The sequence below is a fragment of the Burkholderia arboris genome (assembly GCF_038723655.1).
Lineage (GTDB): Bacteria > Pseudomonadota > Gammaproteobacteria > Burkholderiales > Burkholderiaceae > Burkholderia > Burkholderia arboris.
Genome location: NZ_CP109822.1, coordinates 616720 through 635322, shown reverse-complemented (window position 1 = coordinate 635322; position 18603 = coordinate 616720). Strand labels below are relative to the sequence as shown.

The following is an 18603-nucleotide window of genomic DNA, read 5'->3' as shown; positions in this document are numbered from 1 at the left end:
CATCTCATCGCAGAGACACACCATGACACGCAATTCGACCCGCTCTTCTCGCCACTTCGTTCATCTGATCGTCGTTGCACTCGCGGTGCTGATCGCTCCGTCCGCCGTGCATGCGATTTGCGTCGTCATTCCCGGCAACGCCCTCCCGCGTCCTACGATTCCCGCAAGTATCTCCAGCGCGCGGGATGCCCAGATTCCGGGCACCCTGGTCGAGGCCGGTTCGTTGAGCAACATCACGGCCCCCGGAGGATTGACGGAAGACTGCAATCCGAACAAATGGGACGCCAAATTGCTCGGCACCAGCGTGCTCGTCCCCAACGTCACCTATCTTTTCGAAGGGCAATCGGTTCCGGTCTATGAAACGGGGATTCCCGGCATCGGCTTTGCCGCAATGGTCCGGCTGAAACACCCGTCGGTCGTCGGGCCATGGCATGCGCTTACATCGGAGACCCGCTCGGAGCCCACCCCTGCCAACGGCAACGGCAACAAGCAGGTAGGGCCCGAGTTCCGGCTCGCACTCGTTTTCAGCGGTTCACTCGCTACCGGTTCCTACAAGAATCCGCAAAAGGCGATCGGCGAAAGCGGCGTCCACTCTTCAACCCAGCATACGAATCACACCCTGTACTTGCCGGCCCTTTCGGTCAACGTGACGACCGACGGCTGCTCGCTGACTTCCGGCACACATAACACGATCCCCCTTCCCGGCATCTACGGCGGCGCGCTCAAGGCCGTCGGCGACGTCTCCGATGCATCGAAGAATCTTTCCGTGAGCGTCGCCTGCCGCGGAAAGGTGAGTGTTCATGTAACGATGACCGATATCAACCAGCCCGCGAACACCGGCGACACGCTGAGCTTGTCCTCGACGTCGGGGGCGAGCGGCGTAGGCGTTCAGCTGTTCCGTCAGGGCAATTCGACACCGATTCGCTTCGGCCCCGACTCCGCGGCAAAGGGTAACACCAACCAATGGTTCGTCGACGAGGTCAACGACGGCGGCACCGTGACGATTCCGCTGGTGGCCAAGTATGTGAAAACGGCGCCGACCATCACCCCGGGAACAGTCGACGCGCGCGCGTCGTTCACGTTCTCCTATCAATAGCGGCCCGCGCTTGACAGGCCGCGTATCGCGGCAAGCCGGATCATGGCATGTTCATCCGGCATCGTCGGGGCAACGCGCGCGGCCCGCCATCCATTCGGAGGACCCGCCAGCGCGGATCATGCCGGCACTCGACCGACATCAGGTATCGATCGACGAGGGCCCGTCCGCCAGCCGGTCAAGCGCTTCCTCGACCGCGTGCCGAACCGTCGGCCAGATCGGCGCGAGTGCATCGAGGCCGCCGTCATGAACCGCGCGCTCGGCGCGCGCGCACGCGTCCATCGCCTCCGCGTATCCGGCCAGCGCGAAACCGCCACGCATCGAGTGCAATTCGATCTTGACCTGATCGACATCGCCATTCGACAAACCGCTTTCGATCATCGTCAACGAGCGCATCGAGGCCACATGCAGTGCCTGCCTGATCTCGTCCGTCATCACGACATCCGAACGCCCGTTATCCGAGCGCTCGCCGTGCCCGGCATGTCTTCGCAATACTTCGTCGAGCGCATCGATCGACAACGGCTTCAACACGACCTCCACGACCCCAACCTGCACGCAGCGCCGGCGATCCTCGTCGGTCGCGTGCGCCGTCATCGCGATCACCGGTATCTTCGCCCCCTGCTCGCGCAGGAAATTCGCCAGCGCGAAGCCGTCGAGTTCGGGCATCCCGAGATCGGTCAGCACGACATCGTACTGCCGCTCGAAAAATGCACGCATCGCCTCCACGCCGTTTGCGACGATCGTCGCATCGAAGCGCAGCGCGTCAAGCTGGTCGCGCAGCAGCGCGCGGCTCGCGGGGTGATCCTCGGCTACCAGCACGCGCAATGGCACCGCGTCGTCAGCGGGGATTGTTGCCGCTCCCTCGTCGGAAAACGGCTCGCCGTCGACGTGCATACCGGATGCCGGTTGCTCCGCGCACCAGCCGGGCGGCGCCTCCGGCAGCGGCAGCGCGGCGACGAACATCGAACCTTCGCCGGGCCGGCTGCTGACGGACAGCTCGCCGTCCATCAGCTTCACGATGCGCCGGCACAGCGGCAACCCGAGCCCGGTGCCGCCAAAGCGCCGGTAGATCGACGCATCGGCCTGGATATACACGTCGAACAGCGTCGGCATCGCGTCCTCGGGAATGCCGACCCCCGTGTCGGTCACGACAATCTCGACGCCTGGCCCGCCCGCGCCCGCCGCCGCCGCGCGCCGCGCGTCGATCGTCACGCCGCCGCGCTTCGTGAACTTGATCGCGTTGCTGACGAGATTCGTGACGAGTTGCTGGAGCCGCACGGGATCGCCGACGTAGCCGTCGGCCAGCTCGGGCGCCAGCCGGCACACGAGCGTCAGATGCTTTGCGTCCGCGAGCGGCCGGAAGATCGCGGCGACATCGCGCAACACGCCGCGCAGGTCGAACGGAATATGCTCGAGCGCCATCTGGTTCGACTCGGCTTTCGACAGGTCGAGCACGTCGTTGATCACGCGCAGCAGCGCATTGGACGACGACATGATCGTACCGAGCCGACGGCGCAGGGGCGCCGCCATCGACGCACGCTCCATCAGCTCCAGGTTGCCGATGATCGCGTTGAGCGGCGTGCGGATCTCGTGGCTCATCGTCGCGAGGAACGTCGACTTCGCCTTGTTCGCATGCTCGGCCGCTTCGCGCGCGGCGCGCAACGCCTCCTCCGCCTGCTTGCGCGCCGTGATGTCGAGCAGCGTGCACAGCAACACATCGATCCCGCGATACTTGGTGCGCATGATGTGCACGGCCAGATACGCGGTGCCGAACCCCGTGCGTTCGACCGCCAGTTCGTGCGTGACGAGCGCGCGGCCGCCGTCGCGCGGAAGCGCGGGCACGTGATCGCGATAAGCACGCCAGAGCCGCTTGCCGAGCGGCTCGCCCGACACGTCCCGATCGTATGCGGTCATCACCTCGTTGCGCACGATCGTGTCGCCGTCGGCAAACGACAGCAAGGCGAGCCCGGCCGGCGCCGTGCGGATCAGCGTCCGGTTGAGCGCCTCGCTCTCGATCAGGCGAATCGCACGGCGGTTCGCGGTGCGCAGCGCGCGTCGATCGAACGTGACGATCACGAACCACAGAACCGCGATCGCGAACAAGGCCGCGGCGGCCGTCAGGCTCGCGGACGCGGCGACGGCCGCCAGTACGCTGCGCCACGAGAATGTCGTCATCAGCACGAGACCCGTATCGGGCAGGCGGTCGCCGATCACGAAGCGGCTGCCGATGCGACGCGGGGCGACATGGTCGCCCCGCGCTTCTCGCGCTGCATCCAGCGCGTGCGCAATCATCGCCCGGTCAGGCTGCCCGCCGGCCACGACGTCGCCATCCTGATCGACCAGTGCGAACGCCTGATCGACCTCCTGCGACGCCATCAGATCGTCGATGCGGGGGCGGGCGTTGAACACGAGCCAGCCGACCGGGTGGCCGTCCGCGTCGCGAAACGGTTCCGCGACGCGCAGCACCGACCGGCCGAGCAACGGATCGACGCGGGCGTCCACGATCGTATCGCTGTCGCCCACCGGTGCCACCGGCAGCGCGCGGTCATCGCGCGGCGTCAACTGGCGCAACAACGCCGCGAGATCGAAACCGGGCGGCAGCGCGAGCGCCCGCTGCGCGAGCCTGCGGCCCGCCACGCCAAGAAACTCGCCATCCAATCCGATCAGATAGGCGTTGATCCCGGAATCCCTGGCCTCCTGCGTCGGCAGGACCGTCACTTCGGCCTGCCGCAGCACGATCGCGAGATACCGCGAATAGCTTGCGATCGGATGCGTCGGCGTCACGCGCGCGAATGCGACGAAGGTCGCCTGTCCGTTGCGATTGCGAAACACCCGCTTGTCGCCGGAAGGCGCAAAGCGGGCAAGCGCGTCCGGCGATGCCTGCTCGCCGCGCCGCCACAGCAGTTCCAGGTTGTCCACATGGCGGTTCAGCAGCACCGTCGTCACCTGCAGCTCGGCGTACAGCTCGGCCTTGCGCCCGAGGAAGGCCGAACGCGTGCGCGCGAGATAGTCGGTGACGTCGAGCCGCATCACGAGCATCGCACAGAGCACGATAAACGCCGTGATCGCAATGCCGCCCCCGTACAGCAACGCTTGCTGCTGGCGCCGCACGCGGCCGGGATCGAAGGGTTTGCCGCCTACCGCGGCGACTTGCGCGGCGTGCCGTTTCAGTTTTGCTGGCATCGTTCCGTTGCTGAGGGTCGACCGGGGGCGACGGGGCGGGCAAGTCTTGCGAGATGGCCGCGCATGAACGCGTGCCGCGTATCCACGCTATTCGCTCGCGTCCGACGCGCCCGGTACCGGTTGAAGCCTTTCGTCGTCGGCGTAGCGGATCAGATCGGCATCGCGGACGATCCCGAGCTTCTTCATCGCGCTCGACTTCTGCGAACTGATGGTCTGCTTGCTGCGATGGAGCTGCGCAGCGATCTCGCCCACCGTATAGCCCGCGCAGAACAACCGGACGACCTCGATCTCGCGCGTCGTCAGCGCACGCGCGACCGGCGCGAGATCGCCGTCCTGCAGAAGCTGCTTGATGTATGGCGACAGGTAATTCCCGCCCACGTACGCGGCGTGCACCGCGCCGATCAGGTGCGAGATCGCATCCGACTTGCTGAGGATGCAATTCACGCCGTGCCTGCCGATCGCGCGCAGCACGCTCGGACTGTCGATCATCGTGATCGACACGATATGCAGCGCGGGATAGCGGCGCTGCAGGAACGACAGCAGCGCGAGACCGTCGCCGTACTTGCCGCTCGGCATCACGTAATCGAGCACGAGCACGTCGCTCTGTTGCGCGTCGAGCGCCGCGACCAGGTCCGTCGAATTCGAAACGGCGCCCACGAGCTTGATCGTGCTGCTTCCCTGCAGCGCTTGCGACATCCCGAGCGCGGACGCCGGATGGTCGTCCGCCACCATTACGCGCACAAAGAATTCGTCCATGTTCCTGTTTCCCCGAGGCTTTCCGTCACGCATCCGGTTCCCCGCCCAGGCGGGGGCGTGCAAGCGCCATCGCGTCGATGGCTGGCCGTGATCGGCACACCGGACAAAAGGTGACTCAATTTTAAGATAAATCCCGTTTCGCCTCTCCATCGGCACCATCCCCGTGGCGATCAGGCATTCGATGCACCCCCACACCCCGCGCGCATGACGCATTCGCACGACTTCTTCGCACGATTCGCCGAACCTCGCAATTGGTCCGGCGCCGCTACTGGATACCGCGACGGCACCCGAGCCCCATCGCGCCCCATCGCGATCGGCTATCGACCATCCGGATTGACGGGCAGGTCATGCGCGTGGCCATCCGCTCTGCTTTTCCATTCGCTGATCGCGCGCCGCTTCTGTGCCGGCGACATCAACAAAAACTCGTTCATCGACGTCAGAAATTCCCGGCGGGATTTCTCCGGGAGCGCGGCAAACTCAAGCAGCATTGTGAATGTCTTCCTCGCATGGCGCACGACCTTCCCCTCCAAGGTTGATTGGAAATCTGCCGCGCGACATGCGACGGCATCCTGCCTTCTTTTTCTTGACCCGCACTCGCACGCCTGCGGTCGATCGTTATTCGTCGCACCACGCTGTTGCGTGATCGGCCGGCCCCGTTGGCCCGGAAACCGCGCGCGCCGAAGCGGCACCACGCTGCCACACCGGCGCGAGCGCGCCGCGCAAGCGTGCGAGCGTCACGGGTTTCGTCAGGACGCGCCGCACGCCTGCCGCCACGCAACGGCGCATGCTTTCGGGCGTCAGGTGCGACGTCACGACCAATACGTCGCAACCGGCGGCGGCGGCGCGCGCGGCCTCGGCCAGTTCATACGCGCGCATGTCGGGCAGATCCGCGCCGATCAACAACACGTCCCAGCCGCCGCCCATCAACGCTTCAAGCGCCGCGTGTCCGGCCCTCACTTCGGCCACCATGCAGCCGAGCGCATGCAGTTGCTCGCGGAAAATCGAACCGTCGACGGCTTCGTCGTTTGCCACCAGCACGCGCGGCCCGCGGCCGGCGCCCGGCCGCTCGCCGGACGACGAAGCGTCGAGCGAGCCTTCGCCGGCTGGCGGCCCGCCCTGCGTCAGCACCGCGCGCAGGCCGCCGAGCGCATAGCTCGACACGCGTACGGTAGCGCCCGCGCGGTACGGTTCGAGCGGCCCGTCGCGCGTGGCGAGAATCAGCGGCGTACAGCCGCGCAGGCTGTCCAGGTCCGCCTGCGACCATGCATCGGCATCGCCGAACAACACGACCGGCCCGCGCCACGCGGCGTCGCGCGGCAGGTTCGACGGGCTGTCGTACACGACGACGTCGAATCCCCACGCATCCAGGTGCGGCCACGCGAAATCGCGCCACTCGGGTTGCGCGGCGATCAGCGTCAGCGTGCCTACGCGGCAGGCGCGCGGCCGGCCGAGCGCGACGACCGTCGCACCAAGCGGCAGGCGCACCGCGAAGCAACTGCCGACGCCAACCTCGCTCGCCACCGAGATGCGGCCGCCCATCGCGGTGACCAGCCGGTCGCACAGCGCGAGCCCGAGCCCCGTGCCGCCGTAGCGGCGCGTGATCGACGTGTCGACCTGCGAGAACACCTTGAACAGCTTGTGCCGATGCTCGGCCGCGATGCCGATCCCCGTATCCTCGACCTCGATGGACAACTCCGGCGCGCCGCGGCCGTTGGCGACGACGGCCACGCGCACGCTCACGCGGCCCGTGTCGGTAAACTTGATCGCGTTGTTCAGCAGGTTGGCGAGCACCTGCGCGAGCCGCGTCGGGTCGCCGCGCATCCGCTGCGTGACGCACGCACGAAATTCGCAGAACAGCTGCAGCCCTTTTGCCTTCGCGATCGGCACGAACGCGTTCAGTTCGCGCTCGACCGTTGCGATCACGTCGAATTCGATCGACTCGACCTGCATCGCGCCCGCCTCGATCTTCGAGAAATCGAGAATGTCGCTGACGAGCGCGAGCAGGTTCGTCGCCGACGAGCGCAGCGTGCGAATGCGGCCGTGCTGGGCCGCGTCGAGCGCCGAGCGTTCGAGCAACTCGAGGTTGCCGAGGATCACGTTCAGCGGCGTGCGGATCTCGTGGCTCGTCGCCGCGAGGAACGACGATTTCGCTGCATTGGCCGAATCGGCCGCACGCACGGCCTCTTCGAGTCGCTGCGTGAGTTGCCGCTTCGCGGTGGTGTCGGCGACCGCGGCAATCAGCACGTCCGCGCCCTGGTAACGCGCGCCGCACGCAATGAATTCGAAATGCGGGTGCGCGGCTTCATCGTCGCCCAGCACGAGATCATCATGCAGCACGCCGCCCTCGTCGCCGCTCGCGACATGCGCTTGCCACGCGGCAGCCACCTGATTCGACAGCGCGTGATAGTCGCCGCCGATCCGCGTGACCATGTCCGTCAACGCAGGGCTCGCGAGCAGGAAATGTCCGTCGTCACGCGCGATCAGCCCGAGCCCGATCGGCGCCATCTCGATCACGCTGCGGCACAGCGCCTCGCTGTCGAACACGCGCTGCGAGCGCGCGTAGAGCGGCGCGAATTCGCGCCGGTGAAAGCGCAGCAGCAACCCCCACATGACCGCGAGCGTGAGCAGCGTTGCCGCCACCAGCGTGCCGGCCGAACGGGCGACGCCGGCCGCAACGTCGGCCCACGACAACGCATACGCGAACGTCCAGCCCGTCGATTCGAGCGTGCCGTGGAACAACAGGAAACCGTCGCGGAACACCGGCGAACCCGCCGACGCACGGCCCCGCCACGGGGCGAGTTCCAGCAGGCGCGCAACGCGGCCGGCGTCGCCCGCGGCGGGATCCATCGCGACGAGCCGGCCATCGGCCGTCGTGATGTAGAACGCACCTTCGGGACGATAATCGGCCAGCCACGACAGCAGGTAATCGGGCGGGTATTCGGTCGCGAGCACGGCAAACGTGCCGCCGTCGTCATGTGCCTCGGCCGCGATCCGGATGCGCGGCTGCCCCGATACGGGATCGGCGAACGGCGCCAGCCAGCGCACCTGCGGACGGGCATCGACGACACCCGGATACGTACGCCCGAAATCGATATGCAGCGCGTCGAGCACGCGTGCGCGCGCGTCGGGCGACACCAGCGCGGGATCGTCGCGGTTCCGGTTCGGCACCAGCCCGAACATGCCCGTGCGCGTGCTGTAGTGGTAACCCTCCAGCGTGCGCCCGCGATTGATCGAGCTCGCCGCGCTGATGCGCGACAGCAGCACCGACAACGACAGGTAGCGCGCGACCTCGGCGCGGTCGCCGGTGTGCCCGGGCACGCCGAGCACAAGCGACGGATGCGGCCGGATCGCGACGCGCTGGTCGTCGCGGAAGAATGCAGCGACAGCCGACTCGGGCGCGCTATCGGCCTCGCGCCAGATCAGCTGCGCATTCGCGACGCCGTTGCGGAACGACGCCTCGCTCACCTGGATCTCGTTGAGCGTCTGCTCCAGCCCGTTCAGGTAGTTGCGCCGCTCGCCCTCGACATGGCCCGAGACGATCGCCACCATCCCGAGACCGCAGGCGATCAGGACCAGGACCGTAACGACGATGCCGCCACCGAACACCGAAATGCTCTGGTAGCGGCGGAGGGATTGAAGCGAACTCTGCGGCATGACGCGCGGCGGCGGCCGCGACCCCGAACACGACCGATTCGGATCGCAAGCGCTCGCCGGAACTCACCATGGAAAGGATGGAATGAATTCCGACGATGCCAAACGCGTGTGCGAGCGTCCACCCCGAATGAACCGTTTCGTACACGTCAGAGTCTATTGGTTAGATATTTAGAACTTGACCTAGATTCGATGCGGGGAAAAACCGTGACAGGACGCGTCCCGGCCGCGCACGAAACAGGCGACGCGTGACCGCGAGGGGAAGAAACGAGGAAAAAAGCGGGGGTGGGCCCGAAAGCGGCGGCCCCCCGCGGAAGCGCCGCGCAAGCGGCGAGGCACATGGACAACCGGCAAGCGACGGCCGGTTCAGTTCTGCGTGAGCGGGTTGAGCGTCGTGCACAGGAAGCCCGTGCAGTTCGTCGGCTTGAAGTAGAACGACGCCATCACCGGGCTGGTCGTACCGAGCGCGAGATCGCCCAGATAGGCGGAACCCTGCGCGCCGAACGTGTTCGACTGCTGGACGAAGGCGGCGCCGGTCGACTGGATCGCGGCCGACTGGTACGTGAAGGTCGGCGACTGCGTCTGGTCCTTCACGTAGACCCACGAGATCGTCGAACCGAACAGCATCCCGCCCTTCGCGCGATAGCCCTTCGCGCCTTCGCTGTTGGCCTGGGCGATGAAGTCGCTGACGGTCGTCGTCGGCACCAGCGCATCGTACGTATAGGTCGCGTTCGACGCGTTGTTCTTCATGTACACGTTCGCCTGCACGGCCCCGATCGCCATCGGGCCGAGGAACCAGTAGCCCGACTGGCCCTGGCCGTTTGCCTGCGTGAGGAACGCGTTCGTGTCGGCCGGCAGGCCCGTCGTCGTGTACGTATAAGTAGCCGACGAGCCGCCGTCCTTGCGATAAAGCTCGCCGAACGTGAGCGGCCCTTCATAGCGGTAGCCGCTCGCCCCTTGCGCGTTCGCCTGGCTGACGAAGGACGGCATGTCGGCCGCGGCCGTCTGCAACTGGTACGTGTAGGTCTGGGCAGTGCCGTCGTTCACGAAGATCGATTGCGAACCGCCGCTGCCCGCGTTGTAGAAGTAGTCGCCCAGATAGCGATAGCCCTTCGCGCCTTCGCTGTTGACCAGCGTCAGGAAGCTCGCCTTGTCGGCCGCGACGGGCTGCGCCTCGTAGCGCCACGTCAGCGTGCTGCCGCCCGAGCCGCCCGACCCGCCGCTACCGCCGCTGCCACCACTTCCCGTCCCGCCCGAACCCGACCCGCCGCTGCCACCGTTGTTGCTCGTGCCCGATCCACCGCCGGGCGAGGAATTGTCGTCGCCGCCGCCGCAAGCGGTCAGCGCCAGACAGGTCAATGCGATCAATGCAACGGCCTTCATCGGGATCACCTCACTGCAAAAAGGACGGACGAAGCCAGTACGCACGGCTCACGCCGCGCGCACGGACAGTCATGAATCAGGAATCGGCCAGCGGCGCTCCGCCGGCCGGGGACGTCAGTTGACCTGAAGCTGGCCACCACGGCCGAGGCCGCCCTTGACGTCCTGCGCCTTGTAGCTGCGCAGTGCAACGACCATCTTGTTGTATGCGTCGATGAACGCGACGACCGTCGCCTTGCCTTCCGGCGTCGTCGAGAAGCCGGCCAGCGCACCGCCCACGCCGCCGCCGAAGCCGCCCAGCGCCGCACCGTAGTTGGTTGACGTCGAGCTGCCTTCCGACGCCGCGATCTGCACGGCCGAACGCACGTCGAACAGCGTCAGCGTCACGACCGACGCCTTCGTCTGCAGGTGGCCGGCCACCGCCGCCACCGCGCTGTTGCCGATCAGGCCGCCGATCATGCTGCCGATGCCGCCGATCGGCGAATCGTTGATGACGATCTGCGGTTCCATGTAGTAGTCGGCCGCGACACGCTGGCCCTTCTGCTGCTTCGAGCCCGCGCGGTATTCGCCCGAGTTGCGCTGCAGCTGCGTGATGCGCGACAGCCGCGCGTCGCTCTTCTGATTGCCGATCGACGTGATCACGAAGCAGTTCGACTGCTGGACCGCCAGGCGCAGCAGCGGATCGATCGTCGTCATCTTGGTCGCGCTGCCGAACGGGCCCCACCAGTCGGCATTGCGGCCGTCGTCGACCGCGATCGTGCCGAGCGGCGACGCGCAGCGCTGCAACCCCGAATCGGCGCCGGCGCTCGTGCCGCCCGCCGCCGCGCCCGTCACGCCGGCGTTCTGGCCGCCGGGCGTCACCATGCCGCCGCAGCCTGCGACGGACGCGCAAAGCGCTGCAACCAGCGCACCTTGAGTGAGACGATGGGAAAGGTTGGTCTTCATGTCGTTGTCGATCGATTAGAGTCGTTGTTCGGCTTATGTGTTCGTGCGAACTTCGATAAGCCCCCCGGCGTGGCGCGCGATGGTGGTCTCCCCGCTGCTGCCCCCGTTGCTTTAGGCCCGGTCAGTAGTACCAGTACGTCTGCTGCCAGACGCCGTAGTACGGATAGCCCGAGTACCAGTAGCCGTAATAGACGTCACGCCATTGCGTGCGCCATTTCCAGTCTTCCTCGTCTTCCTTCTTGGCCTTGCGCGCGAGATCGAGCAGCTTTTTCGATTCCTTGTCGCCGCGGCCCGCCGCGATCGACAGCCACTTCTCCGCTTCGCGCGCGTCGGAGCCCATTTCCTCGAGGCCGAACAGGTAGAAACTGCCGAGCGCCTTCTGCGCCTGGAGGTCGCCGCGTTCGGCGGCCTCGCGCATCCACTTGAGCGCCTGGTAGCTGTCCTGGCGCACGCCGTCGCCGCGGAAATAGCGCAGCCCGAGGTCGTAGGCCGCCTTCGGCTGGGTCTTCGCGGTCTGCTTCAGTGCGGCGATGCGCGGGTCTTCCCGGTCTTCCGTATCGTCCCTTTTTTGATAGGACACCTGATCTTTTGGACGGTCGGAACAACCTGTGTCGTCGCAGATCCGCACCGTGTTGCTGGTGACGGACGGATCCTGCGCGCACGCGGCCAATAGCAACAGCAGCCCCGGTGCGAGTAAACGGCGATACATTGGTACTTTCCTCAAGTTTTATTGGCGCCGCAATTCTTCGAGCTGTCCCACCCTAGGAGCTCGTACCCGGTTGCGCGCGGCGCAGCGGATACAATGCCATCCGCCAACGCCGACACGCGCCCAAGGCTCTCTCAGGTTCTCTCTTCGAATCGTTCCGTCACTGCCTCACTGCTGCCGCTTTTCGCTGTACCGGCTGCTGCCGGCTCGATCTCCAAACATGACGCGACAAACAATAGTGACGTGGTGAGCAATAATAATGGAGAAAAATGGCATGTCAAGGTCATTCGCTTTCTCAAAACTTGCATGATGCGTCAACTTTGATATGCTCTTCCTCGCCACAACCCCCGGAGACCCCATCGAGATGTCCACCACCGAGCAGGCCAATGTCGATCTCATGACCGCCAACAAGGTGCGCGACCTACTGAACCGGAACGGCATTCCGCCGCGAAGTCACAACACGACGATCGCGAACGTGCTCGGCCTGAGCTTCTCGGTCGTCACGCGCAAGATGAAAGGCCTGATCCCGTGGAACCTGTCGCAGTTGCAGGACATCGCGACGCACTTCGGCGTGCCGCCCGCGATCCTGCTCGACGACAAGGGCTCGCAGCCGGCCGCCGCCGAGATGATCGATGCGACGCTCGTGATCGAATCGAAGCGCTTCCGCTGCCGCGCCGCGATTTCGGCGAAGGCCAGCAGCCAGATCGAAACGGATTTCGTCGCGATGCAGTGGCAGGGCGAATGGATCGTCACCGAGCGCCAGCACGCGCGCGAGGGCCGCACCTATCCAGTCGACGTGATCGAGCTGCGCTCGGCCCAGCCGAGCGTGTATGCGGCGCGGATCGCCGTGGTGGACGATTCGCAGGACGTCGCCGAAACGGTGTGTGAATACTTCATCGAAAAAGGCGTGAACGCGATTCCGTACTTCGACGGCGCGACGTTCCGCAAGGCGCTGGAAGTCGAGGATTTCGACGGTTACATCCTCGACTGGATGCTCGGCGACCAGACCGCCGCCGAACTCGTGCGCGGCATCCGCTCGAGCGAGAACAGCGGCGCGCCGATCTTCCTGTTGACCGGCAAGATCTCGACCGGCGAAGCCAGCGAGGACGAAATCGCGCACATCGTGTCGCACTACAACGCACGCTGCGAAGAAAAGCCGGTGCGCCTGCCGATCCTGTTCGCCGAAGTGGCGCGCGAACTGAAGATCGCGCTGCCGGCCGCGGCCGCCGCGAACTGAGAACCGGAACCGGAACGACAACCCGCCAAACGAACCACAATACCGAGGGAAAGACATGCGCGTTTCAACCATCTGGACCAAGAGCGTGCTGGCAGCCTGCCTGCTCGGCATGGCCGCCGCCGCATGGGCCGCTTCGTCGTTTACGTTCACCGTCGACGGCAAGATCGGCAAGAGCAACCAGCAGGGGAAGATGACCTACATCTTTTCCGAGCAGGAACTGATGGCGCTGCCGCAGCACACGATCGTCACGTCGACGAGCTGGACGCCGAAGGCGGCCTTCACCGGCCCGCTCCTGTCCGACGTGCTGAAGACCGTCGGCGCGCACGGCACGCAGATCGAATTCCGCTGCATCGACGAGTACACGTTCACGATTCCCGTATCCGATGCCGACCGGTACGGCGTGATCCTCGCGCGGACGATGAACGGCAAGGTGCTCGGCAACGACAACTACGGCCCGCTGTGGATCATGTATCCGCGCGACGAGTATCCCGACGAGCTGAAGACGCCGCTCGGCGAAGCCAAGTTCGCGTGGCAGATCATCGGCCTGACCGTGAAGTGACATGAAGCGGCGGCGGTGGAAGAACAGAAAGATCATCCTGGTCCTCGGCTCGCTGTGGATCATGGGGTTCGCCGCGTGGGCGTTCCTGCTGTGGGACCTCCTCGCCACCTCGGTCAACGAGGGTGTGCTCGAAGGGCCGCGCGAAGGCGTGTTCTGGACCGCCGCGCAATACCGCAACGTCTACACGCGGTTCGACCGCCAGCTGATTCTCTACGCGACGCACGAGGACGACGATTTCGATCACGTGCAGATGCAGCTCGACAGCCTGTCGGTGTCGTTCGGCTTCCTGCAGCGGCCGTCCGAAGTGTCCGAATACTGGCTGCGCATCCCGCGCGCGCGCAACGAGATCGACGCGCTCGGCGAATTCATGACGCGCCTGAAGCGCGACGTGCCGCTGCTGCGCGACTCGCCGAAGAACGCGCACAAGGTGATCGACGAGGTCGACGCGTACTGGCCGAAGGTCAACGGCCTCGCGAACTACTTCCGCGCGATCGAGATGGCGCAGCGCGACTTCACGTTTCATCAGTTGAAGGAAAAGCAGCGTGCGATCCTGATCCTCGGCATCGTGCTCGGCGTGATCCTGTGCGCGCTGTTCCTGCTGCTGTTCTACACGATGCGCACGCGCGACGACCTGCTCGAACGGCAGGACGCGGCGCTCGACGCCGAACGCAAGGCGTCCGACCGCGCGTTCGAGATGATCGAGGCGAAGAATGCGTTCCTCGGGATGGTGAGCCACGAGCTGCGCACGCCGCTGCAGGCGATCTGCGGGTCGATCGAGATCCTGCTCGCGCGCCCGCAGTCGGACGCGAACCTGAAGACGATCCGGCGGCTGCAGAATTCCGCGCTGTCGCTGGAAGCGCTCGTCAAGGACCTCACCGACTACATCAAGCTGCGCTCGACGAAACGCCTCGCCGAACTGGATACCGTCGGCATCGCGCCGCTGCTCGCCGAAGTGCTCGAACCGCTGCGCGAAAAGATCGCCGCGAAGCGGATCGCGGTCACGCAGCTGGTCGAACCGCCCGGCCTCGCGATCCGCTCCGATCGCAAGCTGCTGAGGCAGGTGCTGTCGAACCTGATCGAGAACTCGGTCAAGTACACGCTCGGCGGCTCGATCCGGGTATCGATCACGCTCGCCGACGCACCAGCCGGCCAGCAGGTGAGGATCGCCGTGCGCGACACCGGCGCCGGCATCGCGAAGCAGCACCTGTCGAAGATCTTCGAGCCGTTCTATCGCGCGAACGACGCGGTCGGGCTGCACGTCGACGGGATCGGGATGGGGCTCGCGGTCGTGCGCGAAATCGTGACGACGCTGCGCGGGCATGTGGACGTGCACAGCGTGGTCGGCGAAGGCAGCGAGTTCGTCGTGACGCTGCCGGCCGAAGTGCCGGGTGTCGACACCGCCGGCCACGCGGCCGGCGACGGGCCCGCGCTGCCGCTCGCGATCCCGCATCACGACCGGCGCGCGCTGGTGGTCGACGACAACGACAACGCGCGCGAAACGCTCGGCGCGATGTTGTCGGCGCTCGGCATCGACGCCGATCTGTGCGGCACCGGGCAGGAAGGCGTCGCGCGCTTCGGCACGGGCCGCTACGACATCGTCGTGCTCGATCTCGAACTGCCCGACCTGAGCGGCTTCGAAGTCGCGCGGCGCATTCGCGCGGTCGCGCAACCCGACGACGACGGCCGCCATCCGGCCATCCTCGGTGTCAGCGCGTACGAATCGGCCGCGTTGCGCGAGAACCAGCGGGTATTCGACGCATTCCTGCCGAAGCCCGTCCACCTGCGCGAACTCGGCGCGCTCGTCGAGAAGCTGCTCGCCTGAGCCGGCGGCCCAGCGGCCCGGCAGGCTGGCCCCGCGCGCCCGCCTACTCCCCGATCACGTGCAGCACGATGTCGCGCCGGTGCGCGGCACGGCGATGCTCGAACAGATAGATCCCCTGCCACGTGCCGAGCACCATGCGGCCGTGCTCGACCGGAATCGACAGCTGCACCTGCGTGAGCGCCGTGCGCAGATGCGCCGGCATGTCGTCGGCCCCTTCGGTGTCGTGCTCGTAGCGCGTGTCGTCCTCGGGCGCGAGCGTCGCGAAATAGCGTTCGATGTCGCGCCGCACCGACGGATCCGCGTTCTCCTGGATCAGCAGCGAGGCCGACGTATGACGGCAGAACACGGTGACGAGGCCGGTGCGGATCGTCTGCTGGTCGACGAACGCACGCACCTGCGGCGTGAATTCGACGAGGCCGCTGCCGCGCGTGTCGACGCCGATGTGCGTGATGGCCTGTTGCATCGCCGTGATCTCAGGCCAGCGCGGCGAAGCCGTCGGCTTCGATCTGTTGCGCGTCGGCGGGGCGCACGACGCGCGCGACTTCGACGCCGTCGCGCAGGAATACGAGCGTCGGCCACAGCTTCACGCCGAACGAGCGGCCGAGCGGGCGGCCCGGGCCATCCTCGATCTTCAGGTGGCGCACGGCGGGATGCGCGGTGAACGACGCGACGATCGCGGGCTGCGCGCCTGCGCAAATTCCGCACCAGTTCGCGCCGAATTCGATGACGGTGGCGCCGCCCAGTGCATCGACTTCCGCGCGTGTCGGCGCGTTGGCGGTGTAGCGTTGCTCGGTGTCCATCAGGCCCTCGGGTGCGTTGGCGGAACGTGGCCGCGCCCGCGTGCGTGGTGCGGCGGGCGCGGCCTGCGATTTCCTACTGTAGCGGAAAAGCGCACGCGCTGCCGACCGGTCCATTGCGGCGTCATCGCCACCTGCGCACACGTTCGGAATGACACGACAAGATTCGGAGCGCCGCGCCGCGGCGACGCGATCAGCATGTGGACTGATCCGTCACCGAGGGCTCCAGCCATGAATGCACCGCATTGCGTCACCGAACCGAACATCCTCTATTTCGGCACGCCCGTCGTGCTGGTCAGCACGCTGAACGAGAACGGCACGGCCAATCTCGCGCCGATCTCGTCGGCGTTCTGGCTCGGCTGGCGCGGCGTGATCGGCATCGCCGCCAGCTCGCAGACCACCCGCAACCTGCTGCGTACCGGCGAATGCGTGCTGAACCTGCCGTCGTCCGCGCAGGCGAACGCGGTCGACCGGATCGCGCGCACGACCGGCACCTATCCGGTGCCCGACGGCAAGCGCGCGAAAGGCTACGTGTTCGAACCCGACAAGTTCGGCACGGCCGGGCTCACCGCGGCCGCCTCGCAAACGGTCGCGCCGCCGCGCGCGCTCGAATGCCCGGTGCACATGGAAGCGGTCGTCGCGGCCACACACGGAATCGGCGAAGAAGCGCCGGACCTGCGTGGCCATATCCGCGTGTTCGAAGTGCGCATCCAGCGCGTGCACATCCACCCCGACCTGCTGATGGACGGCCACCCGGACCGCATCGATCCGGACAAGTGGTCGCCGCTGATCATGAGCTTCCAGAAGTTCTACGGGCTGGCGCCGCGGCAGGTGCATGCGTCGCGGCTCGCGGAGATTCCCGAGCGCGCGTATCGCAGCCCCGACATCGAGCGCTCGCGCGACGCGGGCGTACTGAGCGGTACCGGACGGTAATGGGACGCCAAGGGGATTGCCCGTGAACCCGACGCTTCGTCCTGCTTCCACCGGCGCGGCCGATGCCGTCGCGCCCGCCCGGCACCGCCTCGTGCTGCCGGCCCTGTGCATCGCCGTGCTGATCGCGCAGATCGACACCGCGATCGCCAATCTCGCAACCGAACCGATCGGCGCGGCGTTCGGCGCGCGTGTCGGTGCGCTGCAATGGGTCATCGACGCGTACAACCTCGCGTATGCGGTGCTGCTGCTCACGGGCGGCCTGATCGGCGACCTGTTCGGCCGGCGGCGCGCATTCGTGCTCGGCGCGGCCGTGCTGAGCGGCGCATCGGTCGTGTGCGCGCTCGCGCCGACGCTCGGCGTGCTGATCGCGGGCCGCGCGCTTGCCGGGGCCGGCGCCGCGCTGCTGATCCCCGCATCGCTCGCGATCGTCCGCGTGACCTGGCGCGATCCGGCCGAACGTGCGCGCGCGCTCGGCATCTGGGCCGCGTGCGGCGGCATCGCGATGATCGTCGGGCCGACGCTCGGCGGCGTGCTGATCCCCGCATTCGGCTGGCGCAGCATCTTCGGCATCGTGATTCCTTTCAGCGTCGCCGCGATCGTGCTGGCCAGCGCCGTCGTGCCGGAATCGGCCGATCCGCAGGGCCGGCGCTTCGATCCGGCCGCGCAGGTGCTCGGCGCGATCGCGATCGGCTGCGTCGTGTTCGCGACGATCGACGCGCGCCACGCCCCGCTGCGCGCGGTGCTGCTGGTCGCGGCTGCGGCTGCCGCCGTCGCGCTGTTCGTGCGGATCGAACGGCGGCTCGGTACGGCCGCGCTGGTGCCGCTCGACCTGTTCGCGAACCGCGCGTTTCGCGGGATGCTCGTCGGCAACGGCACGATGACGTTCGGCGGCTACGGGATGCTGTTCGTGCTGCCGCTCGCGTGGCAGAGCCACCACGTGCTCGACGCCACCGGCGCGGGCCTCGCGCTGCTGCCGATGTCGATCCCGTTCGCGCTCGTGTCGTTCGGCTCAGGTGCGGCCGCAGCCCGCGTCGGCGGGCGCACGGCCGGTGCCGGCGGGGTCGCGCTGATGGGGCTCGGGCTCGCCGCGATCGGCATCGGCGCAGCCGGCTCGACGGACCCGCACGCGCCGATGCTGCTGTGGGCCGAGGCGGGGCTCGCACTGACGGGTACGGGGCTCGGCCTTGCCGTCGGGTCGCTGGCCGCGACGGCCGTCGGCGCGGTCGATGCCACGCGCGCGGGCACGGCCGCATCGCTGATGAACGTGACGCGGATGATCGGCGCGGTGTTCGGCGTCGCGATGCTGGGCGCGCTGTACGACGCGTGCGGCGGCGATGCGACCGGGTTGCGGGTCGCGATGCTGACGGGCAGCGCACTGCAGCTCGCGGGCGCGGCGCTCGCGTGGCGCACGGCCGGCGCCAGCGTGCCGACCGGTACGACACGACCGGGCAGATAAGTGCTCGAGATCCGTCGTTCCGGCGATCTCCGGACACGCATCATTAATCTGTATACCTAATTAAAAAGAGATCGCCGGTTCCCGC

At 67.0% G+C, this 18603-nt stretch carries 15 protein-coding genes; 6 read left to right on the top strand and 9 right to left on the bottom strand.

The window, feature by feature from the left end:
* Positions 1–22: 22 nt before the first annotated feature.
* Positions 23–1096 carry a fimbrial protein gene (locus OHZ10_RS20080; RefSeq protein WP_342705625.1) on the top strand — a complete coding sequence of 358 codons (1074 nt, stop codon included), beginning with the start codon at positions 23–25 and terminating at the stop codon, positions 1094–1096.
* A gap of 138 nt (positions 1097–1234) precedes the next feature.
* Here OHZ10_RS20080 and OHZ10_RS20075 read toward each other — a convergent pair whose 3' ends face one another.
* From OHZ10_RS20075 to OHZ10_RS20045, 7 genes are all read right to left on the bottom strand, one after another.
* Positions 1235–4276, bottom strand: a complete 3042-nt coding sequence (locus OHZ10_RS20075) for an ATP-binding protein (RefSeq protein WP_342705624.1) — start codon at positions 4274–4276, stop codon at positions 1235–1237.
* Positions 4277–4363: 87 nt separating this feature from the next.
* Complete coding sequence (locus tag OHZ10_RS20070) at positions 4364–5032, bottom strand: response regulator transcription factor (RefSeq protein ID WP_059237863.1); 669 nt, start codon at positions 5030–5032, stop codon at positions 4364–4366.
* 317 nt (positions 5033–5349) lie between these two features.
* On the bottom strand, positions 5350–5520 hold the full coding sequence (locus OHZ10_RS20065) for a hypothetical protein (RefSeq protein ID WP_196486641.1): 171 nt from the start codon (positions 5518–5520) through the stop codon (positions 5350–5352).
* Between the two features lie 127 nt (positions 5521–5647).
* Entirely contained in the window at positions 5648–8686 is a 3039-nt protein-coding gene (locus OHZ10_RS20060) for an ATP-binding response regulator (protein ID WP_342705623.1), read from the bottom strand.
* A 363-nt stretch (positions 8687–9049) separates the two neighbouring features.
* Positions 9050–10066 (bottom strand): hypothetical protein, encoded by a 1017-nt coding sequence (locus tag OHZ10_RS20055; protein WP_059237866.1) that lies wholly within the window; start codon positions 10064–10066, stop codon positions 9050–9052.
* Positions 10067–10180: 114 nt separating this feature from the next.
* Positions 10181–11008: a hypothetical protein gene (locus tag OHZ10_RS20050; RefSeq protein ID WP_059237867.1), complete on the bottom strand. Its 828-nt coding sequence runs from the start codon at positions 11006–11008 to the stop codon at positions 10181–10183.
* Positions 11009–11129: 121 nt separating this feature from the next.
* On the bottom strand, positions 11130–11717 hold the full coding sequence (locus OHZ10_RS20045; protein ID WP_059237868.1) for a tetratricopeptide repeat protein: 588 nt from the start codon (positions 11715–11717) through the stop codon (positions 11130–11132).
* A 361-nt stretch (positions 11718–12078) separates the two neighbouring features.
* Between OHZ10_RS20045 and OHZ10_RS20040 the strand changes: the two genes are divergently transcribed.
* Genes OHZ10_RS20040 through atsR form a run of 3 tightly spaced genes read left to right on the top strand, consistent with a single transcriptional unit; the run spans position 12079 to position 15332 of the window.
* Complete coding sequence (locus tag OHZ10_RS20040; RefSeq protein ID WP_059237869.1) at positions 12079–12951, top strand: response regulator; 873 nt, start codon at positions 12079–12081, stop codon at positions 12949–12951.
* 55 nt (positions 12952–13006) lie between these two features.
* Positions 13007–13510, top strand: a complete 504-nt coding sequence (locus tag OHZ10_RS20035) for a molybdopterin-dependent oxidoreductase (protein ID WP_059237870.1) — start codon at positions 13007–13009, stop codon at positions 13508–13510.
* Position 13511: 1 nt separating this feature from the next.
* Complete coding sequence (gene atsR, locus OHZ10_RS20030; protein WP_059237871.1) at positions 13512–15332, top strand: hybrid sensor histidine kinase/response regulator AtsR; 1821 nt, start codon at positions 13512–13514, stop codon at positions 15330–15332.
* 43 nt (positions 15333–15375) lie between these two features.
* Here atsR and OHZ10_RS20025 read toward each other — a convergent pair whose 3' ends face one another.
* Both OHZ10_RS20025 and OHZ10_RS20020 read right to left on the bottom strand, forming a co-directional pair.
* Positions 15376–15795 carry a secondary thiamine-phosphate synthase enzyme YjbQ gene (locus OHZ10_RS20025; RefSeq protein WP_174992626.1) on the bottom strand — a complete coding sequence of 140 codons (420 nt, stop codon included), beginning with the start codon at positions 15793–15795 and terminating at the stop codon, positions 15376–15378.
* 10 nt (positions 15796–15805) lie between these two features.
* Positions 15806–16132 carry a thioredoxin family protein gene (locus OHZ10_RS20020; RefSeq protein WP_059237873.1) on the bottom strand — a complete coding sequence of 109 codons (327 nt, stop codon included), beginning with the start codon at positions 16130–16132 and terminating at the stop codon, positions 15806–15808.
* Positions 16133–16360: 228 nt separating this feature from the next.
* On the opposite strand from OHZ10_RS20020, the gene OHZ10_RS20015 reads away from it, so the two are divergent.
* Together OHZ10_RS20015 and OHZ10_RS20010 are read left to right on the top strand one after the other, a co-directional pair.
* Positions 16361–17062 carry a flavin reductase family protein gene (locus tag OHZ10_RS20015; protein ID WP_256086897.1) on the top strand — a complete coding sequence of 234 codons (702 nt, stop codon included), beginning with the start codon at positions 16361–16363 and terminating at the stop codon, positions 17060–17062.
* Between the two features lie 22 nt (positions 17063–17084).
* Positions 17085–18518, top strand: coding sequence for an MFS transporter (locus OHZ10_RS20010; RefSeq protein ID WP_342705622.1), 1434 nt, complete (start codon positions 17085–17087; stop codon positions 18516–18518).
* Positions 18519–18603: the final 85 nt, after the last annotated feature.